This window comes from Isoptericola sp. NPDC057653, from assembly GCF_042799955.1.
GTDB lineage: Bacteria > Actinomycetota > Actinomycetes > Actinomycetales > Cellulomonadaceae > Isoptericola.
Genome location: NZ_JBHVHP010000001.1, coordinates 1,292,583 through 1,309,870, shown reverse-complemented (window position 1 = coordinate 1,309,870; position 17,288 = coordinate 1,292,583). Strand labels below are relative to the sequence as shown.

The 17,288-nt window shown below is 73.1% G+C and carries 12 protein-coding genes; all 12 read right to left on the bottom strand.

Features of this window, described 5'->3' with window-relative positions:
- Positions 1–57: 57 nt before the first annotated feature.
- Positions 58–3,135, bottom strand: a complete 3,078-nt coding sequence (locus tag ACFU9A_RS05930) for a glycoside hydrolase family 2 TIM barrel-domain containing protein (RefSeq protein WP_430574329.1) — start codon at positions 3,133–3,135, stop codon at positions 58–60.
- Positions 3,132–4,049, bottom strand: coding sequence for a carbohydrate ABC transporter permease (locus ACFU9A_RS05925; RefSeq protein ID WP_430574328.1), 918 nt, complete (start codon positions 4,047–4,049; stop codon positions 3,132–3,134). Before ACFU9A_RS05925 ends, ACFU9A_RS05930 begins: the two co-directional genes overlap by 4 nt.
- Positions 4,046–5,008, bottom strand: a complete 963-nt coding sequence (locus tag ACFU9A_RS05920; RefSeq protein WP_430574327.1) for a carbohydrate ABC transporter permease — start codon at positions 5,006–5,008, stop codon at positions 4,046–4,048. Before ACFU9A_RS05920 ends, ACFU9A_RS05925 begins: the two co-directional genes overlap by 4 nt.
- On the bottom strand, positions 5,005–6,342 hold the full coding sequence (locus ACFU9A_RS05915; protein ID WP_430574326.1) for an ABC transporter substrate-binding protein: 1,338 nt from the start codon (positions 6,340–6,342) through the stop codon (positions 5,005–5,007). The genes ACFU9A_RS05920 and ACFU9A_RS05915 overlap by 4 nt, the downstream gene beginning before the upstream one ends.
- Before the next feature lie 143 nt (positions 6,343–6,485).
- Complete coding sequence (locus ACFU9A_RS05910; protein ID WP_430574325.1) at positions 6,486–7,619, bottom strand: Gfo/Idh/MocA family protein; 1,134 nt, start codon at positions 7,617–7,619, stop codon at positions 6,486–6,488.
- A 31-nt stretch (positions 7,620–7,650) separates the two neighbouring features.
- Entirely contained in the window at positions 7,651–8,979 is a 1,329-nt protein-coding gene (locus tag ACFU9A_RS05905; RefSeq protein ID WP_430574324.1) for an ABC transporter substrate-binding protein, read from the bottom strand.
- A gap of 80 nt (positions 8,980–9,059) precedes the next feature.
- Positions 9,060–11,396 (bottom strand): rhamnogalacturonan lyase, encoded by a 2,337-nt coding sequence (locus ACFU9A_RS05900; protein ID WP_430574323.1) that lies wholly within the window; start codon positions 11,394–11,396, stop codon positions 9,060–9,062.
- A 98-nt stretch (positions 11,397–11,494) separates the two neighbouring features.
- Positions 11,495–12,178: a hypothetical protein gene (locus ACFU9A_RS05895; protein WP_430574322.1), complete on the bottom strand. Its 684-nt coding sequence runs from the start codon at positions 12,176–12,178 to the stop codon at positions 11,495–11,497.
- Positions 12,179–12,180: 2 nt separating this feature from the next.
- Entirely contained in the window at positions 12,181–13,140 is a 960-nt protein-coding gene (locus ACFU9A_RS05890) for a carbohydrate ABC transporter permease (protein WP_430574321.1), read from the bottom strand.
- Positions 13,137–14,096: a carbohydrate ABC transporter permease gene (locus ACFU9A_RS05885; RefSeq protein ID WP_430574320.1), complete on the bottom strand. Its 960-nt coding sequence runs from the start codon at positions 14,094–14,096 to the stop codon at positions 13,137–13,139. The genes ACFU9A_RS05890 and ACFU9A_RS05885 overlap by 4 nt, the downstream gene beginning before the upstream one ends.
- On the bottom strand, positions 14,093–15,409 hold the full coding sequence (locus ACFU9A_RS05880) for an ABC transporter substrate-binding protein (protein ID WP_430574319.1): 1,317 nt from the start codon (positions 15,407–15,409) through the stop codon (positions 14,093–14,095). The genes ACFU9A_RS05885 and ACFU9A_RS05880 overlap by 4 nt, the downstream gene beginning before the upstream one ends.
- A gap of 349 nt (positions 15,410–15,758) precedes the next feature.
- The gene (locus ACFU9A_RS05875) at positions 15,759–17,249 is read right to left on the bottom strand and encodes a mannitol dehydrogenase family protein (RefSeq protein WP_430574318.1); all 1,491 of its coding nucleotides are present in this window, start codon (positions 17,247–17,249) and stop codon (positions 15,759–15,761) included.
- Positions 17,250–17,288 lie beyond the last annotated feature (39 nt).

Sequence of the window (17,288 nt, the reverse complement as noted above, 5' to 3'; positions counted from 1 at the left end):
GGAGCGCGGGCCCGGCGTCGTCCGATGGAAGGACGGCGCCGGGCCCGCGCCACGACGTCAGAGGGCTCGCCAGCGCAGCTCGAGGGTGCGGGCCTGCGGGCGGAGCATCGCCGTCGGCCACACGTCCGGGCCGCAGGCGCGCGAGCCCAGGCCGTGCTGGGCGGCGTCCACGTAGAGGTGGTGCTGCGCGGGCGCCGGGAGCTCGTGCGGGTGGCCCGCCGCGGCGAGCTCGTGCGCGGAGTGCCGGGCCAGGGTGAAGCCGGGCAGGCGGCCGCGGGCGTCGCGCGCGGCGGTCATCCGCACCCACGGGCGCCCGTCGCGAGCCAGCACCAGGTCGCGCACCTCGGAGCGGTGGCCCGACTCCTGCGGCCGCGCGTACGGCACCCGCAGGCCGTCGAGGCCGGCGCGGTGCCGCCCCACGACGACCGACCCGCGCACGTCCGGGTACGAGTCGTGCGGCCCGAGGCCGAACCACTCCGCGCCGTCGACGTCGGTCGGCAGGGCCAGGTGGACGCCGACGCGCGGCCACACGTCGTCCCACCGGTCGTCGGGCGTGAGGACGACGCGCAGCACGGCCTCGACCGCGCCGTCGGCGGCGCGCTCGGCGGTCCACGTCTCCTCGACGTCGACGGTCCGCCGGCTCTGCGCCGCGGACACCCGCCGCAGCACCCGCAGCCGGTCGGCCGACTCCTCGACGGCGACCGTGCGGTGCACCAGCCGGTCCAGGCCCTGGCGGCGCCACCGGTCGGCCACCGGGGGCGCCGGCGTGCCGCGCCACGGGCGGGCCGTCGGGTCGGTCTCGTCGTAGCTGCTCATCGCCGCGCCGCGGTCGTTGTCGGTGGGCGCGCGCCACAGCTCGACCCGCGGCGCGGACACGTCCGACCCGGCGAGCCCGACCAGCTCGGGCCCGCGGAAGGCGACCGGCGCGTCCGCGAGCGCCGCGCCCGCCCGGCGCGCCGCGCGGGCCGCGGCCCGCGTCGGCAGGGGCCACTGGTCGCGCGCGACGACGTGCCCGGCGTCCGCCCACGACGCGTCCTCGCGCAGTGCGAGCTCCACGGTGAGGAACGCCTCGGCGCCGGGCCCGGCCACGGGCAGCGCGGCGGCGTCGAGCAGCCCGACGACGGCCCGCTCCCCCGCGGCGACGGCCTCCCCGTCGGGGCCGGTCGCGGCGGCCTCGCCCGAGGCCACGACGGCACCGTCGTGCTCGACCCGCCACCGCAGCACGAGGTCACCGGTGCCCGCGGTGTGGCGGCGGTTCCAGACCTCGACGTCCCCCGACGCCGGGCCGCCGGACGGCCGCACGACGACCGGCCGCTCCACGTGCGCGAACTCCGTCAGCCCGGGGCTGGGGGTGTCGTCGGACAGCACCATGCCGTCCATGACGAAGTTGCCGTCGTGCACGACCTCGCCGAAGTCGCCGCCGTACGCGAAGTACTCGACGCCGTCGGCCGTGGTGGTGCGCAGGCCGTGGTCGCGCCACTCCCAGACGAACCCGCCGTGCAGCCGCGGGTGGGTGTCGACGAGCTCGCGGTACTGGTCGAGCGCGCCGGGGCCGTTGCCCATGGCGTGCGCGTACTCGCACAGCAGGAACGGCTTGGACCGCTGCCGGGCGGAGTCGGCGACGCTGCAGCCGAGCACCGGCGAGAGGTCGTCGTCGCTGCCGATCGACGCCGTCTCGGGCACGGTCGAGTACATCCGCGAGTAGACGTCGGTGTACTCGCCCGCGTAGTCGCCCTCGTAGTGCACGGGCCGCGACGGGTCGCGGTGGTGCACCCACTCGGCCATCGCCGCGAGGTTGCTGCCGGTGCCCGACTCGTTGCCGAGCGACCAGAGCACGACGCTCGGGTGGTTCTTGTCGCGCTCCACGGTGCGGCGCACCCGGTCGAGGTACGCCTCGCGCCAGGCCGGGTCGTCGCTGGGGTTGCCCACCCAGCCGCCGGCCTCGAAGCCGTGCGTCTCGAGGTCGGTCTCGAGGATCACCCACAGGCCCAGCTCGTCGGCGAGGTCGAGCACGCGCGGGTGGGGCGGGTAGTGGCTGGTGCGGATCGCGTTGACGTTGTGCTGCTTCATCCGCACCAGGTCGGCCCGGGCGTGCTCCTCGTCGAAGACCCGACCCCGGTCGGGGTGGGTCTCGTGCCGGTTCATCCCGGAGAACGTGACCCGCCGCCCGTTGACGAGCAGCCGGTCTCCGACGATCTCGACGCGCCGGAAGCCGACCTGCAGCGTGACCGTCTCCCCCGCACCGGCGACGGTGGCCTCGTACCGGCGCGGCACCTCGGCCGACCACGGCTCGACGGCGCCGACCGCGACGGGCGCGACGTCCTCGGGCGCCGCCCACGCGACGTCGACGCCGAGCTCGGGCACGCGCAGCCGCACCGGGTAGGCCGCGACGTCGGCGCGCACCTCGGGCACGAGCGTGCCCTCGCCGGCGGCCGGGTCGAGGTCGGCGTCGAGCCACACGTCGTCGAGCGCCCCGACCGGCCGGTGCAGCAGGGTGACCTCGCGGAAGATGCCGGGCAGCCACCACTGGTCCTGGTCCTCGAGGTAGCTCGCGGCCGACCACTGCACCACCCGGACCGCGACCGTGTTGGTGCCCGGCACCACGGCGTCGGTGACGTCGAGCTCGTGCGCCAGCCGGCTCCCGGAGGCCGAGCCCACCTGGTGCCCGTTCACCCAGACGGTGAAGAACGACTCCACGCCGTCGAACCGCAGCAGCACGCGCCCGTCGGAGGTCCACGAGGCCGGCACGTCCACCTCGCGGAGGTAGTCGCCCGTCGGGTTCTCGTCGGGCACGTGCGGCGGGTCCACCGGGAAGGGGAACTGCACGTTCGTGTAGATCGGGAGCCCGTGGGCGCCGTCCCCCTCGAGCACCCAGTGCGCGGGCACGGGGATCTCGCCCCAGCCCGCGCCCGGCGAGGGCGCGTAGCCGGGCCGGGCGAAGTCTGCGGGCGCCTCGCCGTCGGGCAGGACGCCGTACGCCCCGGGGGCGCCGGGCACGCCGGGCAGCAGGCGGAAGGCCCAGGTCCCGTCGAGGGACCGGCGGGGCGCGTCGCCGGCGGGCGCGGCGCGGGGCGGGTCGACGCGGCCCGACGCGGGGACGGTGGACTCGTGCGGCAGCGGGGAGAGCAGGGTCATGCCTTGACAGCACCTTCCGTCAGTCCGCCGCGCCAGAACCGCTGCAGGGCGATCATGGCGATGGCGAGGGGGATCACCGAGAGCAGCACGCCCCCGGTGGTGAGCTCGTAGAACTCGGGCAGCCGGTCGGTCTGGCTGCGCCAGTTGTTGAGCCCGAGGGTGATCGGGTACAGCTTCTGGTCGCTCAGCATCACGAGCGGCAGGAAGTAGTTGTTCCAGATGCCGACGAGCTGGAACAGGAACACGGTGACCAGCGCGGGCGTCATGATCCGCAGCCCGATGGTGTGGAAGATCCGCAGCTCCCCCGCGCCGTCGATGCGGGCCGCCTCGACGAGCGAGGAGTCCACGGTCGCGTCGGCGTAGATGCGGCACAGGAAGAAGCCGAACGGCGACACCAGCGACGGGATCAGCACGCTCCAGTAGCTGTTCGCGAGGCCGAGCTGGCTGAACAGCAGGAACAGCGGCAGCGCGGTGGCCGTGCCGGGCACGAGCACGCCGCCGAGCACCAGCCCGAAGATGAGGTTGCGGCCCCGGAACCGGTACTTGGCCAGCGCGTAGCCGCCCGCCGCCGCCAGGTAGGTGGCGACGACGCCGCCCACGCCGGCGTAGAGCACGGAGTTGGCGAACCAGCGCACGAAGACGCCGCCGTCGTAGGTCAGGACGGCGCCGAGGTTGTCGAACAGCGCGAACGAGCTCCCGAACCAGAACCCGTTGGTGGCGAACAGGTCGTCCGTCGTCTTCGTCGCGGCGACCACCACCCAGTACACGGGCACGAGGAAGTAGATCGCGACGACGACGAGGATGCCGGTGACGAGGATCCGCGTGGCCGGGCGGCGACCGCCGCGGCCCGAGGCGGCCTCGGCGCGCGCCGCGGCGCGGGTGCCGACGGGCGGCGTGGAGACGGTGGCGGTCATCGCGAGCTCCTGTTCGTCAGCCGGAGGAAGAGGAACGACAGCGCGAACGCGACGAGCGCGATGAGCACCGACTGGGCGGCCGCGACGTTGTAGTCGTTGTAGGCGAACGCGGTCGTGTAGGCCGACAGGTTCGGCGTGTACTGCGAGTCGATCGCCGGCGAGACCGTCTTGAGCAGCTGTGGCTCGGCGAAGAGCTGCAGCGTGCCGATGATGGAGAAGACGGTGGTGAGCACCAGCGCCGGCCGGATCAGCGGGAGCTGGATGCTCCAGGCCGTGCGCCACGGGCCCGCCCCGTCGACGCGCGCCGCCTCGTACATCTCGGGCGGGATGGCCTTGAGCTGCGCCACGATGATCAGCATGTTGTAGCCCGCGTACGTCCAGGTGACGATGTTCGCGATCGACCACAGCACCGTGCCCGCGCCGAGGAAGTCGGGCGTGAACCCGAACAGCGTCTCGGACAGGTCGATGATCGGGCTCAGGCCCGGCACGTACAGGAACGACCAGAGGATGGTCGCGATGACGCCCGGGATGCCGTACGGCATGAAGTAGGTGGCGCGGAAGAAGCCGGGCCAGCGCGCCGACGCCGACTCCAGGAGCAGCGCCAGCACCGTCGCGGCGACGATCATCACCGGCACCTGCACGACGCCGAACAGCAGCATCCGCCAGATCGAGGCGATGAAGTTCCCGTCCTCCAGCGCGATCCGGTAGTTCTCGAACCAGGCGAACTTCGTGGTGACGCCCTGCTCGCCGAACAGCCCGGCGCGGGTGACGGAGGTGAAGCTCTGCCCGATCGCCACGAGGATCGGCAGCACGAACGTCAGCACGAAGAGCACGAGGAACGGCGACACCAGGATCCAGGGTGCCCGCCCCACGGCCGTGCCGCGCCTGGCCTTCGTCCCCGTCCCGGCGCCCGGCGCCCCCGTGGTGGGCGTGGTGGACTGCGTGGTCTGGGTGGTCATCGGTCCTCCGCCTTCCGGATCGTCAGGCCCTTCTGGCGGAACACCTCGATGGTCCGCTGCTCCGCCTCCACGACGGCGTCGACGAGCGAGCCGCCCGACGCCTTGCCCCGGAACCCGTCGCCGAGGATGTTGAACGTCTGCTGCGTGATGGGCCACCACTGCCAGTCGGGGTTCTGGTCGCGGCTGGCCGGCTGGAACACCTCCGTGTTGTACCGCTGGCCGCCGAAGAACTCGCTCGGCTCCTCGCGCGCGGCGCCGATGTAGTCGCGGGCCGGCGACCACCCGATCCCGGAGTTCTTGATCATCGCGTCGATGCCCTCCGGGCTCGTGTTCAGCCAGACGGCGAACTCCATGGCCTCCTTCGGGTGCTTGCTGTTCGCCAGCACCGCCGACGTCGAGCCTCCGATGAAGGACGACCCGAACCCGTGGTCCCAGCGCGGGGCGGGCGCCACGCGCCACTTGCCGTCGGCCCCGCTGACGCTCTGCAGGAGGGCGTCGCCCCAGCTCGCGCTCACCAGGGAGGCGATCTGGTCGTGCGCCGCTGCGGCGTACCAGCCGGGGCTGTAGGGGTTGGCCGACGTCGTGACCAGGTCGTCGTCGATGGCCCGGTCGAAGAACCGCGCGACCTCGAGCGTGGTCTCGCTCGCCATGTCGATGACCCAGCCGTCGTCCTCGCTGCGCAGCCAGGTGGCCCCCGCCTGCATCGCGTGCGCGGTGAACGGCGACGTGTCGTCGAGCGGGAAGGAGTCGATGTAGATGCCGGCCTCGCGGAAGGCGGGCGCGACCTCGGCCCACTGGGCCCACGTCGTCGGGACGTCGGCACCCACCTTCTCGAACAGGTCGGGGCGGTAGTACATGCCGACCGGGCCCGAGTCCTGCGGGACGCCGTAGACGCCGCCGGCGAAGCTCACCTGGCTCCACAGGGTCTCGTCGAACTTGTCCGCGTGCTCGGAGATGCCGTACCGCTCCAGGTCGACGAGCCCGTTGACCAGCATGAACTCCGGCACGGTGCGCATCTCCACCTGCGCCAGGTCCGGGCCGCCGCCCGCGGCGAGCGCGGAGTACATCTTCTGGTACCCGCCGCCGTTGCCGCCCTGGATCCAGGACACCTCGACCTGGACGTCGGGATGCTGGGCGTTCCAGACGTCCGCGACCTTCTGCAGGTCCTTGAGCCACGCCCAGTACGTCAGCGTGACCTTCTCCCCGGCCGCCGCCGGCACCACCGGCTGGGCGTTGACCGACGTCGTGCCCGGCGTCGCGCACCCGGCGAGCGCCGCCGCCGCTCCCCCGGCGAGCCCCAGTCCGAGGAGCTCCCGTCTCGTGACCTCTCGCATCCGTCCCCACTTCGTCGTGACGTCGTCGCCCGGGGCAGGTGCCTCAGGCGTGCATGTGAGGGTGGTCACGTTAACAGTGCGGCCTGACCGCCCGGTCACCGGTCCCAGGGCGTGTCAGGCGACGGATCGTCGTGGGTGCGGGGTCAGGCGGGGACCCCCTTCTTCGGCGGCCAGGGCGCACCCGTGCCGGCCATGGAGGCGTGGAACGGGTCGCCGGCGACGATCTCGCCGGCGCGGACCGTGGCACCGGTGAACGCGGACCTGTAGATCGCCGCGGCCAGCTCGAGGGTGGCGCGGGTGTCGTCCACCGTGACCGGCGGGGTGCGGCCCTCCGCCAGGGCCCGGTAGGTGGGCACGAGCTGCGCCAGGTGGCCGCTCGCGCCGCCGTCCACGGACCGCGCCTCGTCGGCGGCCCACGCCTCGGCGACGTCCTGGCGGCCCGCCACGGGCGTGACGGTCCAGCTCGAGTCGTCGTACCCGTACAGGTGCTCCAGCTCGACGGTGGCGGCCTCGGTGTCGAACCGCAGGCGCGACGTCTGGCGCGGGGAGATCGCGGAGCTCGTGATCGTCGCCAGCGTGCCGCCCGCGAACCGCACCAGCGCCGTCGAGACGTCCTCGGTGTCCGTGTGCCGCGCGAGCCGCCCGGCCATCGCCCGCACCTCGGTCCACGGTCCGAGCACGGCCAGGAGCAGGTCGAACTGGTGGATGCCGTGCCCCATCGTCGTGCCGCCGCCCTCGGTGTCGAACCGGCCGCGCCACGGCACGTCGAAGTATTCCGGGGTGCGGAACCAGAGCGTGTCGCACTGGGCCACGTACGCGGGGCCGAGCGTGCCGTCGTCGAGGAGCCGGCGCAGCCGCCGGATCCCCGCGCCGAACCGGTGCTGCACGATCTGCGTGAACCGGCCGGGCAGGCCCGCGTCGACCGCCTGCCGCTCCGCCGCCGCCAGGGCGTCGGCCTCGGCCAGCGACAGCACGGCCGGCTTCTCGACGACGACGTGCGCCCCCGCGCGCAGGGCCGCCAGGGCGGCCTCCAGGTGCACCGACGGCGGCGTGCAGATGTGGACCGCGTCCACCTCGCCGGCGTCGAGCAGCGCCTGGAGGTCCGTGCCGTGGTGCGGCACGTCGTGCTCGGCGGCGAACACGGCCGCGCGGCCTTCGTCGAGGTCGACGACGTGCGTCAGCTCGACCCCCTCCGGCCCGCCGTGCGCCGCCAGCGCGCGGACCGCCTCGGCGTGGGCGCCGGCGATCGCGCCGGCGCCCAGGATCGTGACCTTCATGGGTGCTCCTTCGTCGGTGCGGTCGTACCGGTCAGTCGAGCTGCGAGTCCGCCATCGTGAACCACTGGTCGACGAAGCCGTCGACGGTGACGTTGCCGTACGCGAGCTCCTCGCCCAGGCGCTTGAACTCCGCCTCGAGCGCGCCGAAGCCCTCCACCGGGATGGGAGCCGGCTCGGTGATGTCGTCGGCGTGGTCCTCCTCGTACTGCACCACGCGCTCGTCCACGGACCCCGGCTCGAGGTCCATCGCGTCGCGCTGCGCCTGGGTCGCGGGCACGCCCTTGGACGTGCCGAAGATGCGCCCGACCTCGGGCTCGTTGACGAAGAAGTCGAGCAGCGCGGCGACGGCGGCGGGGTGCTCGGTATGCGCGGAGCCCGCCATCTGGAAGGTGCGCGCGAACATGTGCTTCTCGCCGTCCGAGCCGGAGGGCGCGGGCAGCATCGTGATGTCGTCCTGCCCGGAGCCGGCGACGTACCCGGCGAGGAAGTTGTCCCAGCTCATCTCGAGCGCCTGCTCGTTCACGGTGAACCCGGACTCCGGCGCGAGCTGCTGCGCGCGCTTGACCGGGAAGACCGCCCCGTCCGCGCGCAGGTCGTCGCCGGAGTGCAGCCACGCGGCCATGTCGTCGCGGGTGAAGCCGAGCTCGCCGTCGTCCGTGAAGGGCGTGACGCCCTCCTGCACGAGGTGCTGCAGGAACGCCCAGAACACGCCCGTGTAGTCGTTGGCCCCGTACAGCGCCGGGTCCTCGCCCGCGCCGGCCGCGCTGGCCTCCGCGGTCCAGGCGGCGAGCTCGTCCCAGGTGAAGTCCTCCGCCGGCGGCTCGAGGCCGAGCTTCTTCACCACGGACGGGTTGTAGAACGCGGCCCAGGTGTTCGTGGCGGTCGGCACGGCGTACACGGCGTCGTCGATCCGGCCGGAGTCGACGAGCTCGGGCGCGAGGCCGGTGGTGTCGATCGCCGCGTCGCCGCCGTCGCCCAGGTACGGGGTCACGTCGAGCAGCTGGCCGGTGCCGGCGTACTGGCGCAGGAACGACGAGTCGAACTGCATGACGTCCGGCAGGGAGCTGCCCGCCGCCTCCGTGGCGCGCGCGGTCCAGTAGTCGTCGAACGTGACGAACGAGCTCTGGATCGTGATGTTCGGGTGCTGCTCCTCGAAGAGGTCCAGCGCCTCCGTGTAGCGGGCGGCGCGGTCGTCGTCGCCCCACCAGGCCACGCTCAGCGTGACCTTCTCGTCGGGGTCGAGGGTCTCGGCCACGCCCGAGGGCGTGTCGCCGGCAGAGCACGACGAGGCGAGCAGCGCGACGACGGCTGCGGGGGCGACGACGGCGACGAGCCGGCGACGACGGGTGGGGACACGCACGGGTGCACTCCTGGGGAGGGGACGTCGGCCGGGCCCGTGCGGGACCTGGCCCGGGCAGGCCCGACCGACGATCTGGACGGTCAGCGGGTGCTGAGCCGCGGGACGGGGACCTGCGACCAGTCGGTGTCGGACGCGAGGTAGAACCCCGGGTACGACGGCTGGTTGTAGGTGGTCTGCTGCCGGGCCACCTCGGCCCGGTACTGCGGGTCGTGCAGGAGGGTGTACATCTTGGTGCCGCTCACCTCGGTGGACGTGTACACCCGCAGCGCGGAGGAGTCCGTCGTGGGGACCAGCACCTCCTCGCGCCAGTCGCCCAGCACGTCGGCGACGAGCGACGGGTTGCCCTTGGTGTCGTTGTTCGCCCTGGTGCCGTCGAGCGTGCGGCGCACGGTGCCGTCGCCGTCCACGATCCTCGGGGTCTCGTCGCGCGAGCCCGTGACGATCTGCGTGGTGCCGTCCGCGGCCCACCGCACCGACTGGTTGGTGCCCGGGGTGGTCGCGCGGAGCTGCGTGCCCGTGGCGCTCAGCAGGCCCGAGGCGTCCGTGCCGTCGGGCATGGACGCCCAGACCTCGATGCCGGGCGTCGGGTCGACGTCGCCGATGAGGCAGCGGCCCGTGTCCTTGCCCGAGAACGCCCCGAAGAGGGCCTCGCCGGTCGCGGCGTCGCGCAGCACGGAGCCGTACGGCACGCCGGCGCCGCCCTCGTGGCAGGTCCAGATCTCCAGGCCCGGTCGGGACGGGTCGACGTCGGTGACGTGCATGGCGTCCCCGTGGCCGAGGTTCGCCGTCGCGCCGGGGTTCGACGACCCCTCGGGCAGGGTGTCGGACGACGAGTACAGCAGCGTGCCGTCGTCGTCGAGCGTCGCCGCCCCGTAGACGATCTCCTGCCTGCCGTCGCCGTCCACGTCCGCCGCGGACAGCGAGTGGAAGCCCTGCCCCCACAGCTGCGTGAGCTCGTTGCCGGGGTCCGGCTGCACGCCCTTGTTGTCGGCGTCCAGGAACGGGTTGTTCATCGGCTTGAACCCGGAGTCCGCGGTCCAGCGCGTCGACAGGTGCCGGCCGTCCCAGTCGTAGGCGACGATCGCGGCCCGCGTGTAGTACCCGCGGGCGAAGATCGCCGACGGGTGCCGGCCGTCCAGGTACGCGACGCCCGACAGGAACCGGTCGACCCGGTTCCCCGGCTCGACGCGCGTCCACTCGTAGTCGCCCCAGCGCAGCCCGTCGTCCGTGCGCCCGGGCTCGTAGTCCACGGTGTCCAGCGGCCTGCCGGAGCGGCCGTCGAAGACGGTCAGGTACTCCGGCCCCGTGAGGACGAAGCCGTCGAAGGTGCGCAGGTCGTTGCGGTCCGAGCGGGCGGGCGCCCACTCGTCGACGTAGTAGTCCACGAGCTCGCGCGCGTCGGCCGCGGACAGCGGGTACGCGTACCGCTGCTCGATGCCGAACGCGTCCTCCAGCGTGGCCGGCCACTGCCCGCTGCGGACCTCGGGCTCGTCGGTCCAGCCCTGGAACAGCTCCACCAGGTGGTCGGCGTAGTCCGCCGCGCTCCAGCGGAAGTCGGAGTCGTCCGTGACGCCGGCCTTCTTGTCCGCCTTCGAGATCGGCACGTACCGCGCGTTCGCGGGCTTGCCGTGGCGGTACGTCGTGACCTTGGTGCCGGGCGCCGTCTTCATCATGACCTCGGCGGTGCCGTCGCCGTCGAAGTCGTACACCGGGAACTGCGTGTAGTGGGCGCCGGAGCGGACGTTCACGCCCATGTCGACGCGCCACAGCTGGGTGCCGTCGAGCTCGTAGGCGTCGACGTACGTGTTGCCCGTGTACCCCTTCTGGGAGACGTCCTTGGCCCGCGACGGGTACCACTTGACGACGATCTCCAGCGCACCGTCGCCGTCCAGGTCGGCCACCGACGCGTCGTTCGCCGAGTACGTGACCGGCTCGCCCAGCGGGGTCACGTCGTCGGCCGGCTTGTTGAGCGGGACGTCGAGGAAGTCGTCCGACCACGCGGTGACCGCCGGGCTGCGCTTGCCCACCTTCTCGCGGCCGCGCTTGTCCTCGGTGACGGGCGCGACGGCGTAGCGGGAGGTCGCGGTGCCGCCGGCCGCCTTCGTGTCCAGGTAGTTGGTGGAGTCGCTGACGGTCGCGATCCGCCTGCCGTCGCGGTAGACGGCGAAGTCGGGGCCTGCCATCCCGGTGGCGGTGTGCCCGGTGACCTCGTCGCCCAGCAGGCGCCAGGAGAGGAAGACGCCCTCGCTGGTGCTCGCGGCGACGAGCCCCCGGTCGAGGTGCTCCAGCTGCACTCCTCCGCCGCCCCCGGCCCCTCCTGGGTGGGCGGGCTGCGCGGTGGCGGGCAGGCCGCCGACGGCGAGCACGCCCGCCGTCAGCGCGGCGACGGCCCCCACGGCGCGTCTGGTCGTTCGCATGGCACGTTCCTCTCTGCATCGTTGCAACTCGGGATCGGACACGGTCGTTCGGGGACGGCGGCACCTCGGGGGTGCCGCCGGGGACGCGCGCGAGCGGGTCAGGCGTCGGTGCGGCCGTGGCGGGCGTCGACGCCCACCACGGCGAGGGAGAGGAGACCGCCCACCACCAGCACGAGCGGCGGCAGCATCCACACGAAGACGACGCACAGGGCGGCGGCGGCGGCCAGCAGCACGGACCCGGACAGGTCGTCCTGCGTGCGCCGCACGCCCTCGGCGAGGGCCTCGCGGGCGGTGCGGCGGCCGGCGTCGGCCCCGTCCCCCGGCTCCGACCAGGCCCCGGCCGCGCGGGCCAGCACGGCGACGACGACGGCCGCGGCGACCGCGACCACCACCGCCACCACGCCCGCGCCGGGCAGCACGTCCGCCCGCGCGAGCCGCCAGTCCAGCGCGAGCAGCAGGGCGACGCCGACGGCGGCGAGGCCCAGCGGCCACAGGGCCGTCACGGCCGCCCACCAGTCGCGGGCGAAGCGGGCCAGGCCCACGTCGCGGCCGGTCACCTGGCGGCGGACGTGCGCCACGCCCGCCGCCAGGGACGGCACCGCGGTGACCACCAGGAGGCTGCCGAGCGCGACCAGCACGCCGGCGAGCACCACCTCGGCGAACAGCCCCAGGGCCGCGCCGGTGCGGGTCTCGCCGCCCCCGGCGGGGCGCTTGCGCCCGCCACGCCCGCGCTCGCGCCGTGCCGCCATGACCGCCCCCTGGTTCGTCGTGCCGCGACCCATCGTCAGCCCTTGAGGCCCTGGGTGGCGACGCCGTCGACGATGTAGCGCTGGAACAGGATGAAGAAGATCATCACGGGCAGCAGCGCCAGGACCGCCATCGCCATCTGCGCGCCGTAGTCGGAGACGGACGTCTGGTCGACGTACAGGCGCAGCGCGATCGGCAGCGGGTACATGTCGGGCTTCTTCAGGTACAGCAGCGGGCCGAGGAAGTCGTTCCACGACCAGATGAACGCGAAGATCGAGCTGGTGATGATCGCCGGTCGCATCAGCGGCAGCATGATCGCTGTGAAGATGCGGCCGTGGCCGGCTCCGTCGATGCGCGCGGCCTCGTCGAGCTCCCGGGGCAGGTTGCGCATGAACTGCACCATGAGGAAGACGAAGAACGCCTCGCCGGCCAGGAACTTCGGCGCGAGCAGGGGGATGAACGTGTTCACCAGCCCCATCTCGTTGAACATGATGTATTGCGGGATGATCACCACGTGGAACGGCAGCAGAAGCGTGCCGATCATGATCGCGAAGAACAGCCCCCGGCCCGGGAAGTCGATCCGCGCGAACGCGTACGCCGCCACGGTGGAGGACAGCACCACCCCGACCACCGACGCGACGGCCAGGATCATGGAGTTGCCGAAGAAGGTCCAGAACCCGACGCCGCCGATGCCGGACAGCGCCGTCGCGAAGTTGTGCAGCGACAGGTGGTCGGACCAGAGGCTGATGTTCCCGATGATCTCGTTCGACGGCTTGAACGAGCTCATCAGCATCCACGCGGCCGGGTAGAGCACCACGATCGTGCACAGAATCATGAACGCGTGGAAGCCGACCGACCGGGCACCCTTGCGACGCCGGGCCGCCTGACGCAGGGACGTGTCGATGGCGGGGCCGTTCGGCGAGCCGGGGAGGCCCGCGGCCGCGGCCTGGTTCGACAGGGACACAGGTGGGGTGACGACGTGCGTGATGTCGCTCATCGGTTGTCTCCCGAGTAGTGGACCCAGGCGTTCGAGGTCTTGAACAGGATCGTGGTGATGACGCCGACCACGACCACCAGGACCCACGCCATCGCCGAGGCGTACCCCATGTCGAACTGCGCGAAGCCCTTGATGTAGAGGTACAGCGTGTAGAACAGCGTCGAGTCGGCCGGGCCGCCCGTGCCGCCGGAGATGATGAACGCGGACCCGAAGACCTGGAACGCGCCGATGGTCTCCAGCAGCAGGTTGAAGAACAGCACCGGGCTCAGCATCGGGATCGTGATGCGCCAGAACTTGCGCACCGGCCCCGCGCCGTCGACGGCGGCCGCCTCGTAGAGCTCGGCGGGGATCTGCTTGAGGCCGGCCAGGAAGATGACCATCGGGGCGCCGAATGTCCACACCGCGAGCAGCACGAACATCGGCATCGTCTTGGACGGGTCGCCCACCCAGCCGCCGGCCGGCAGGCCGAACAGCTGCTGGATGCGGTCGACGATGCCGTCGTCGATGAACATCGCCTTCCACACGATCGCGATCGACACCGAGGCGCCGATCAGCGACGGGGCGTAGAAGATCGACCGGTACGCGCCCTGGCCGCGGTGCTTCATGTTGAGCACCATCGCGACCAGCAGCGCCGCCGCCAGCTTGATCGGCGTGCCGACGAGCACGTAGATCGCCGTCACCTTCGCCGACGTCCAGAACCGCGGGTCGTGGAAGAGCTTCGTGAAGTTCTCGATGCCCACCCAGGACGGCGGCCGGAACAGGTCGTAGTCGGTGAAGGCCAGGTACAGCGACGCCACCATCGGGAACGCCGTCAGCACCACGAACCCCACCAGCCACGGCGACAGGAACGCGAACCCCGCGCCCGCCTCGCGGCGGCGTCGGGCGCGCCCCCGCTCGGGGGACGCGTCCTGCGCCCCCCGAGCGGTGTCGAGCGTCGTGCTCGTCGAGACGGTCACGACTGCTTCACCGCGCCGTCCGCGAAGGAGAACCACTGCGTGACGAACTCGTCCACGGTGATGTTGCCGTACATGAGCTCCTCGCCGAGACGCTTGTACTCGGCCTCGATCTCGCCGAAGCCCTCGACCGGCACGGGCGCGGACTCGGTCACGACGTCGGCCACGTCCTTCTCGTACTGCACGACCTTCTCGTCGACGGAGCCCTTCTCGAGCTTCATCGCGTCGATCTGCGCCTGGACGGCCGGCACGCCCTTGGAGGTGCCGAAGATCTCGCCGACCTGCGGGTCGTTGACGAGGAAGTCGATCAGCGCGGCGGCGGCCTCGGGCTGCTTGGTCTGCGCCGAGGCGGACAGCAGCATCGACGGCTTCCAGAACTGCTGCGGGCCGTCGTCGCCGGACGGCATGGGCAGCATCTCGAGGTCCTCGCCGGACTCCGCCGCGTAGCCCGCGAGGAAGTTGTCCCAGCTCATCTCGGACGCGGACTGGTTCACGTGGAACCCGCCCAGCGGCTCGAGCTGCTTGGCCTTCTTGATCGGGAAGAACGCGCTCTCGTCGCGCAGGCCCTGGCCCTGGTCGAGCCACTCGGTCATCTGCGCCTCGTCGAAGTTCAGCTGGCCGTCGTCGGTGAACGGCTCGACGCCCTGCTGGATCAGCCACTGCAGGAAGAACCAGAACGTGCCCGTGTAGTCGGCACCGCTGTAGACGACGGGGTCCTCGCCGGCGCCGGCCTTCGAGACCTCGCTCATCCAGTCGTTGAGGTCGTCCCACGTGTAGCCCTCGGCCGGGGGCTCGACGCCGATCTTCTTCAGCACGTCGGCGTTGTAGAACAGCGCGAGCGTGTTGGTGCTCGTGGGCACGCCGAACTGGCTGCCCTCGATCTGTCCCGACCCCAGGAGCGAGTCGTCCACGCCGTCGACGTCGAGGTTGACGCCCTCCTGCCCGGTGAGGTCGAGGAGCTGCCCGGTGGCGCCGTACTGGCGCAGGTAGGACAGGTCCATCTGGATCACGTCGGGCAGGGCGCCGCCGGCGGCCTCGGTGGCCCGGGCGGTCCAGTACGCGTCCCAGTCCTGGAACTGGGTCTGCACGGTGATGTTGGGGTGGTCCTTCTCGAAGAGGTCCACGGCCTTCTCGTACATCTCGGCGCGGGCGGGCTCGCCCCACCAGGCCATCGAGATGGTGATGTCCTCGTCGGTGCTGACCTTCTCGGCGGACCCCGGATCCGCGGCCTCGGTCCCCCCGCCGCAGGCGGTGAGGGTGAGGGCGACGGTCAGCATCGCCGCTGCCGCGCCGGCGGCCTTGCGCGTGATCCTCATGTGAGCCTCCTCGCTCGTCGATCGTCCACGATCGTCGCCGGCGAGGACGCCCCGTTGACTCCTCGCCCGCTGGTGACTGAATCGATAAAACACGACTCGGTAAGCGTTGTCCAGCCCCGGGGGACAGCCGGTCGCATCACGATCCGACAACGAGCCGGCGGCCCGGGGTCGGCACCGTCCCGCCCGAATGCCCGCCGGCCTGTGTGAACGCTCACACCGCGGGCGAGCATACGACGCCCCCGCGCCGGGGGACGAACCCCCAGGCAGGCCCCCGGCCCGTCCCGGCCCGGCCGGCACGCCCGAGGACGGGGCGCGCCGCGACGCCGGGCCGCGACGCCGGGACCCGCCGTCAGGCCGCGGCGAGCGCGGGCACCTCGGCCACGACGGCAGCCACGAGGCGCTCGTCCGTCCCGGCCCCGGCGGACAGCAGCCCGGGCAGCGCGAGCAGCGCACGGGCGACGTCCGCCGGCGTCGCCGCGGCGGGGTCGCCGGCGCCCGCGCGGGCCACGACGCCGGCGAGCTCGTCGGCGCGCGGGTCGTCGACCAGCCGCCCGGCGGCGGCCTCGCGGCGCACCACCTCGCTCCACGCGGCCAGCCCGAACGCCGCACCCGCCGGCACGACGCCGGCGGCGAGCCGGTCGGCCACGACGCCGCCCCACCGGATCGGGATCTTCTGCGTGCCGTCCATCGACACCTGGAGCGTGGTGTGTCCCGTGGCCGGGTTCGCGAACCGCTCCAGCAGGGACTCGCCGTACGCGCGCAGGTCCGCGCCGTCGGGCGGGGCCAGCGTGGACAGCGCGTCGTCGAGCATGAACGCGCGCGCCCGCTCGCGCAGCGCCGGGTCGGTGACGGCCTCGGCGAGCGTGGCGTGCCCGGCCAGCCGCCCGGCGTACGCGAGCAGCGAGTGGGTGCCGTTGAGCATCCGCAGCTTGGCCTGCTCCCACGGCGCGACGTCCGCGGTGAGGGTGGCGCCCGCCCGCTCCCACTCCGGCCGCGGGCCGGCGAACCGGTCCTCGATCACCCACTGGCGGAACGGCTCGCCCACCACCAGGCCCTCGTCGCGGGCGCCCAGCTCGCGCTCCACCGCGTCGCGCTGCGCCGGGGTGGTGGCGGGCACGATCCGGTCCACCATCGAGCACGGGAAGGCGACGTCCGTCGCGAGCCACGACCGCAGCCCGTCCCCGTCGGGCCCCGGCAGCGCGGCGTCCACCGCCGCGCCCACCAGCCGCTCGAGCACCCGCCCGTTGTCCACCATGTTGTCGCAGGTCAGCACCGTGACCGGGCGCCGCTCCCCCGACGCCTGCGCCGCCCGCCAGCGGGCCGCGAGCCCGCGCACGAGCAGGCCGACCGCCGTCGCCCCCGGGACCACCCGGTCGGCGGACGGCTCGGCGGCGAGCGCGTCGAGGTCCGCGCGCACGCGCTCGACGTCGAGGCCGCCGTCGGCGTCGCGGGCGTACCCCTTCTCGGTGACGGTGAGCGTCACGACGTGGGTCGTGGGCGCCGCGAGCGCCGCCAGCACCCGCGCCGTCTCCTCGGCGGGCCACGCGACGTCGAGCACGGACCCCACGAGGTCGAGCCGGCTCTCGTGCGTGCCCGCCGTGAGGACCGCGTACACCCCGCCCTGCGGGCGCAGCTGGTCGCGCACCGACGCCGAGCGCTGCGTCACGCCGAGGATCCCCCAGCGGCGGTCGCCCGTGGCCCGCGCGGCGAGCTCCGTGAACACCGCCTGGTGGGCCCGGTGGAACGCCCCGATCCCCAGGTGCACGATGCCCACCTGCTCGGGGGTCGCCGGCGCGTCGAGGTGCGCGGGGAGGGCGGAACGGTGGAGTCGGTCGGTCATGGGTCCTCCGTCGGGCCGGCGGCGTCGCCGGGTCGTCGT

Bases quoted from the DNA above. Each gene is read 5' to 3' on its own strand.
- ACFU9A_RS05915 (WP_430574326.1), bottom strand. From the start codon at position 6,342: ATGCGAGAGGTCACGAGACGGGAGCTCCTCGGACTGGGGCTCGCCGGG.
- ACFU9A_RS05875 (WP_430574318.1), bottom strand. From the start codon at position 17,249: ATGACCGACCGACTCCACCGTTCCGCCCTCCCCGCGCACCTCGACGCG.
- ACFU9A_RS05890 (WP_430574321.1), bottom strand. From the start codon at position 13,140: ATGAGCGACATCACGCACGTCGTCACCCCACCTGTGTCCCTGTCGAAC.
- ACFU9A_RS05925 (WP_430574328.1), bottom strand. From the start codon at position 4,049: ATGACCGCCACCGTCTCCACGCCGCCCGTCGGCACCCGCGCCGCGGCG.
- ACFU9A_RS05880 (WP_430574319.1), bottom strand. From the start codon at position 15,409: ATGAGGATCACGCGCAAGGCCGCCGGCGCGGCAGCGGCGATGCTGACC.
- ACFU9A_RS05900 (WP_430574323.1), bottom strand. From the start codon at position 11,396: ATGCGAACGACCAGACGCGCCGTGGGGGCCGTCGCCGCGCTGACGGCG.
- ACFU9A_RS05920 (WP_430574327.1), bottom strand. From the start codon at position 5,008: ATGACCACCCAGACCACGCAGTCCACCACGCCCACCACGGGGGCGCCG.
- ACFU9A_RS05895 (WP_430574322.1), bottom strand. From the start codon at position 12,178: ATGGGTCGCGGCACGACGAACCAGGGGGCGGTCATGGCGGCACGGCGC.
- ACFU9A_RS05910 (WP_430574325.1), bottom strand. From the start codon at position 7,619: ATGAAGGTCACGATCCTGGGCGCCGGCGCGATCGCCGGCGCCCACGCC.
- ACFU9A_RS05930 (WP_430574329.1), bottom strand. From the start codon at position 3,135: ATGACCCTGCTCTCCCCGCTGCCGCACGAGTCCACCGTCCCCGCGTCG.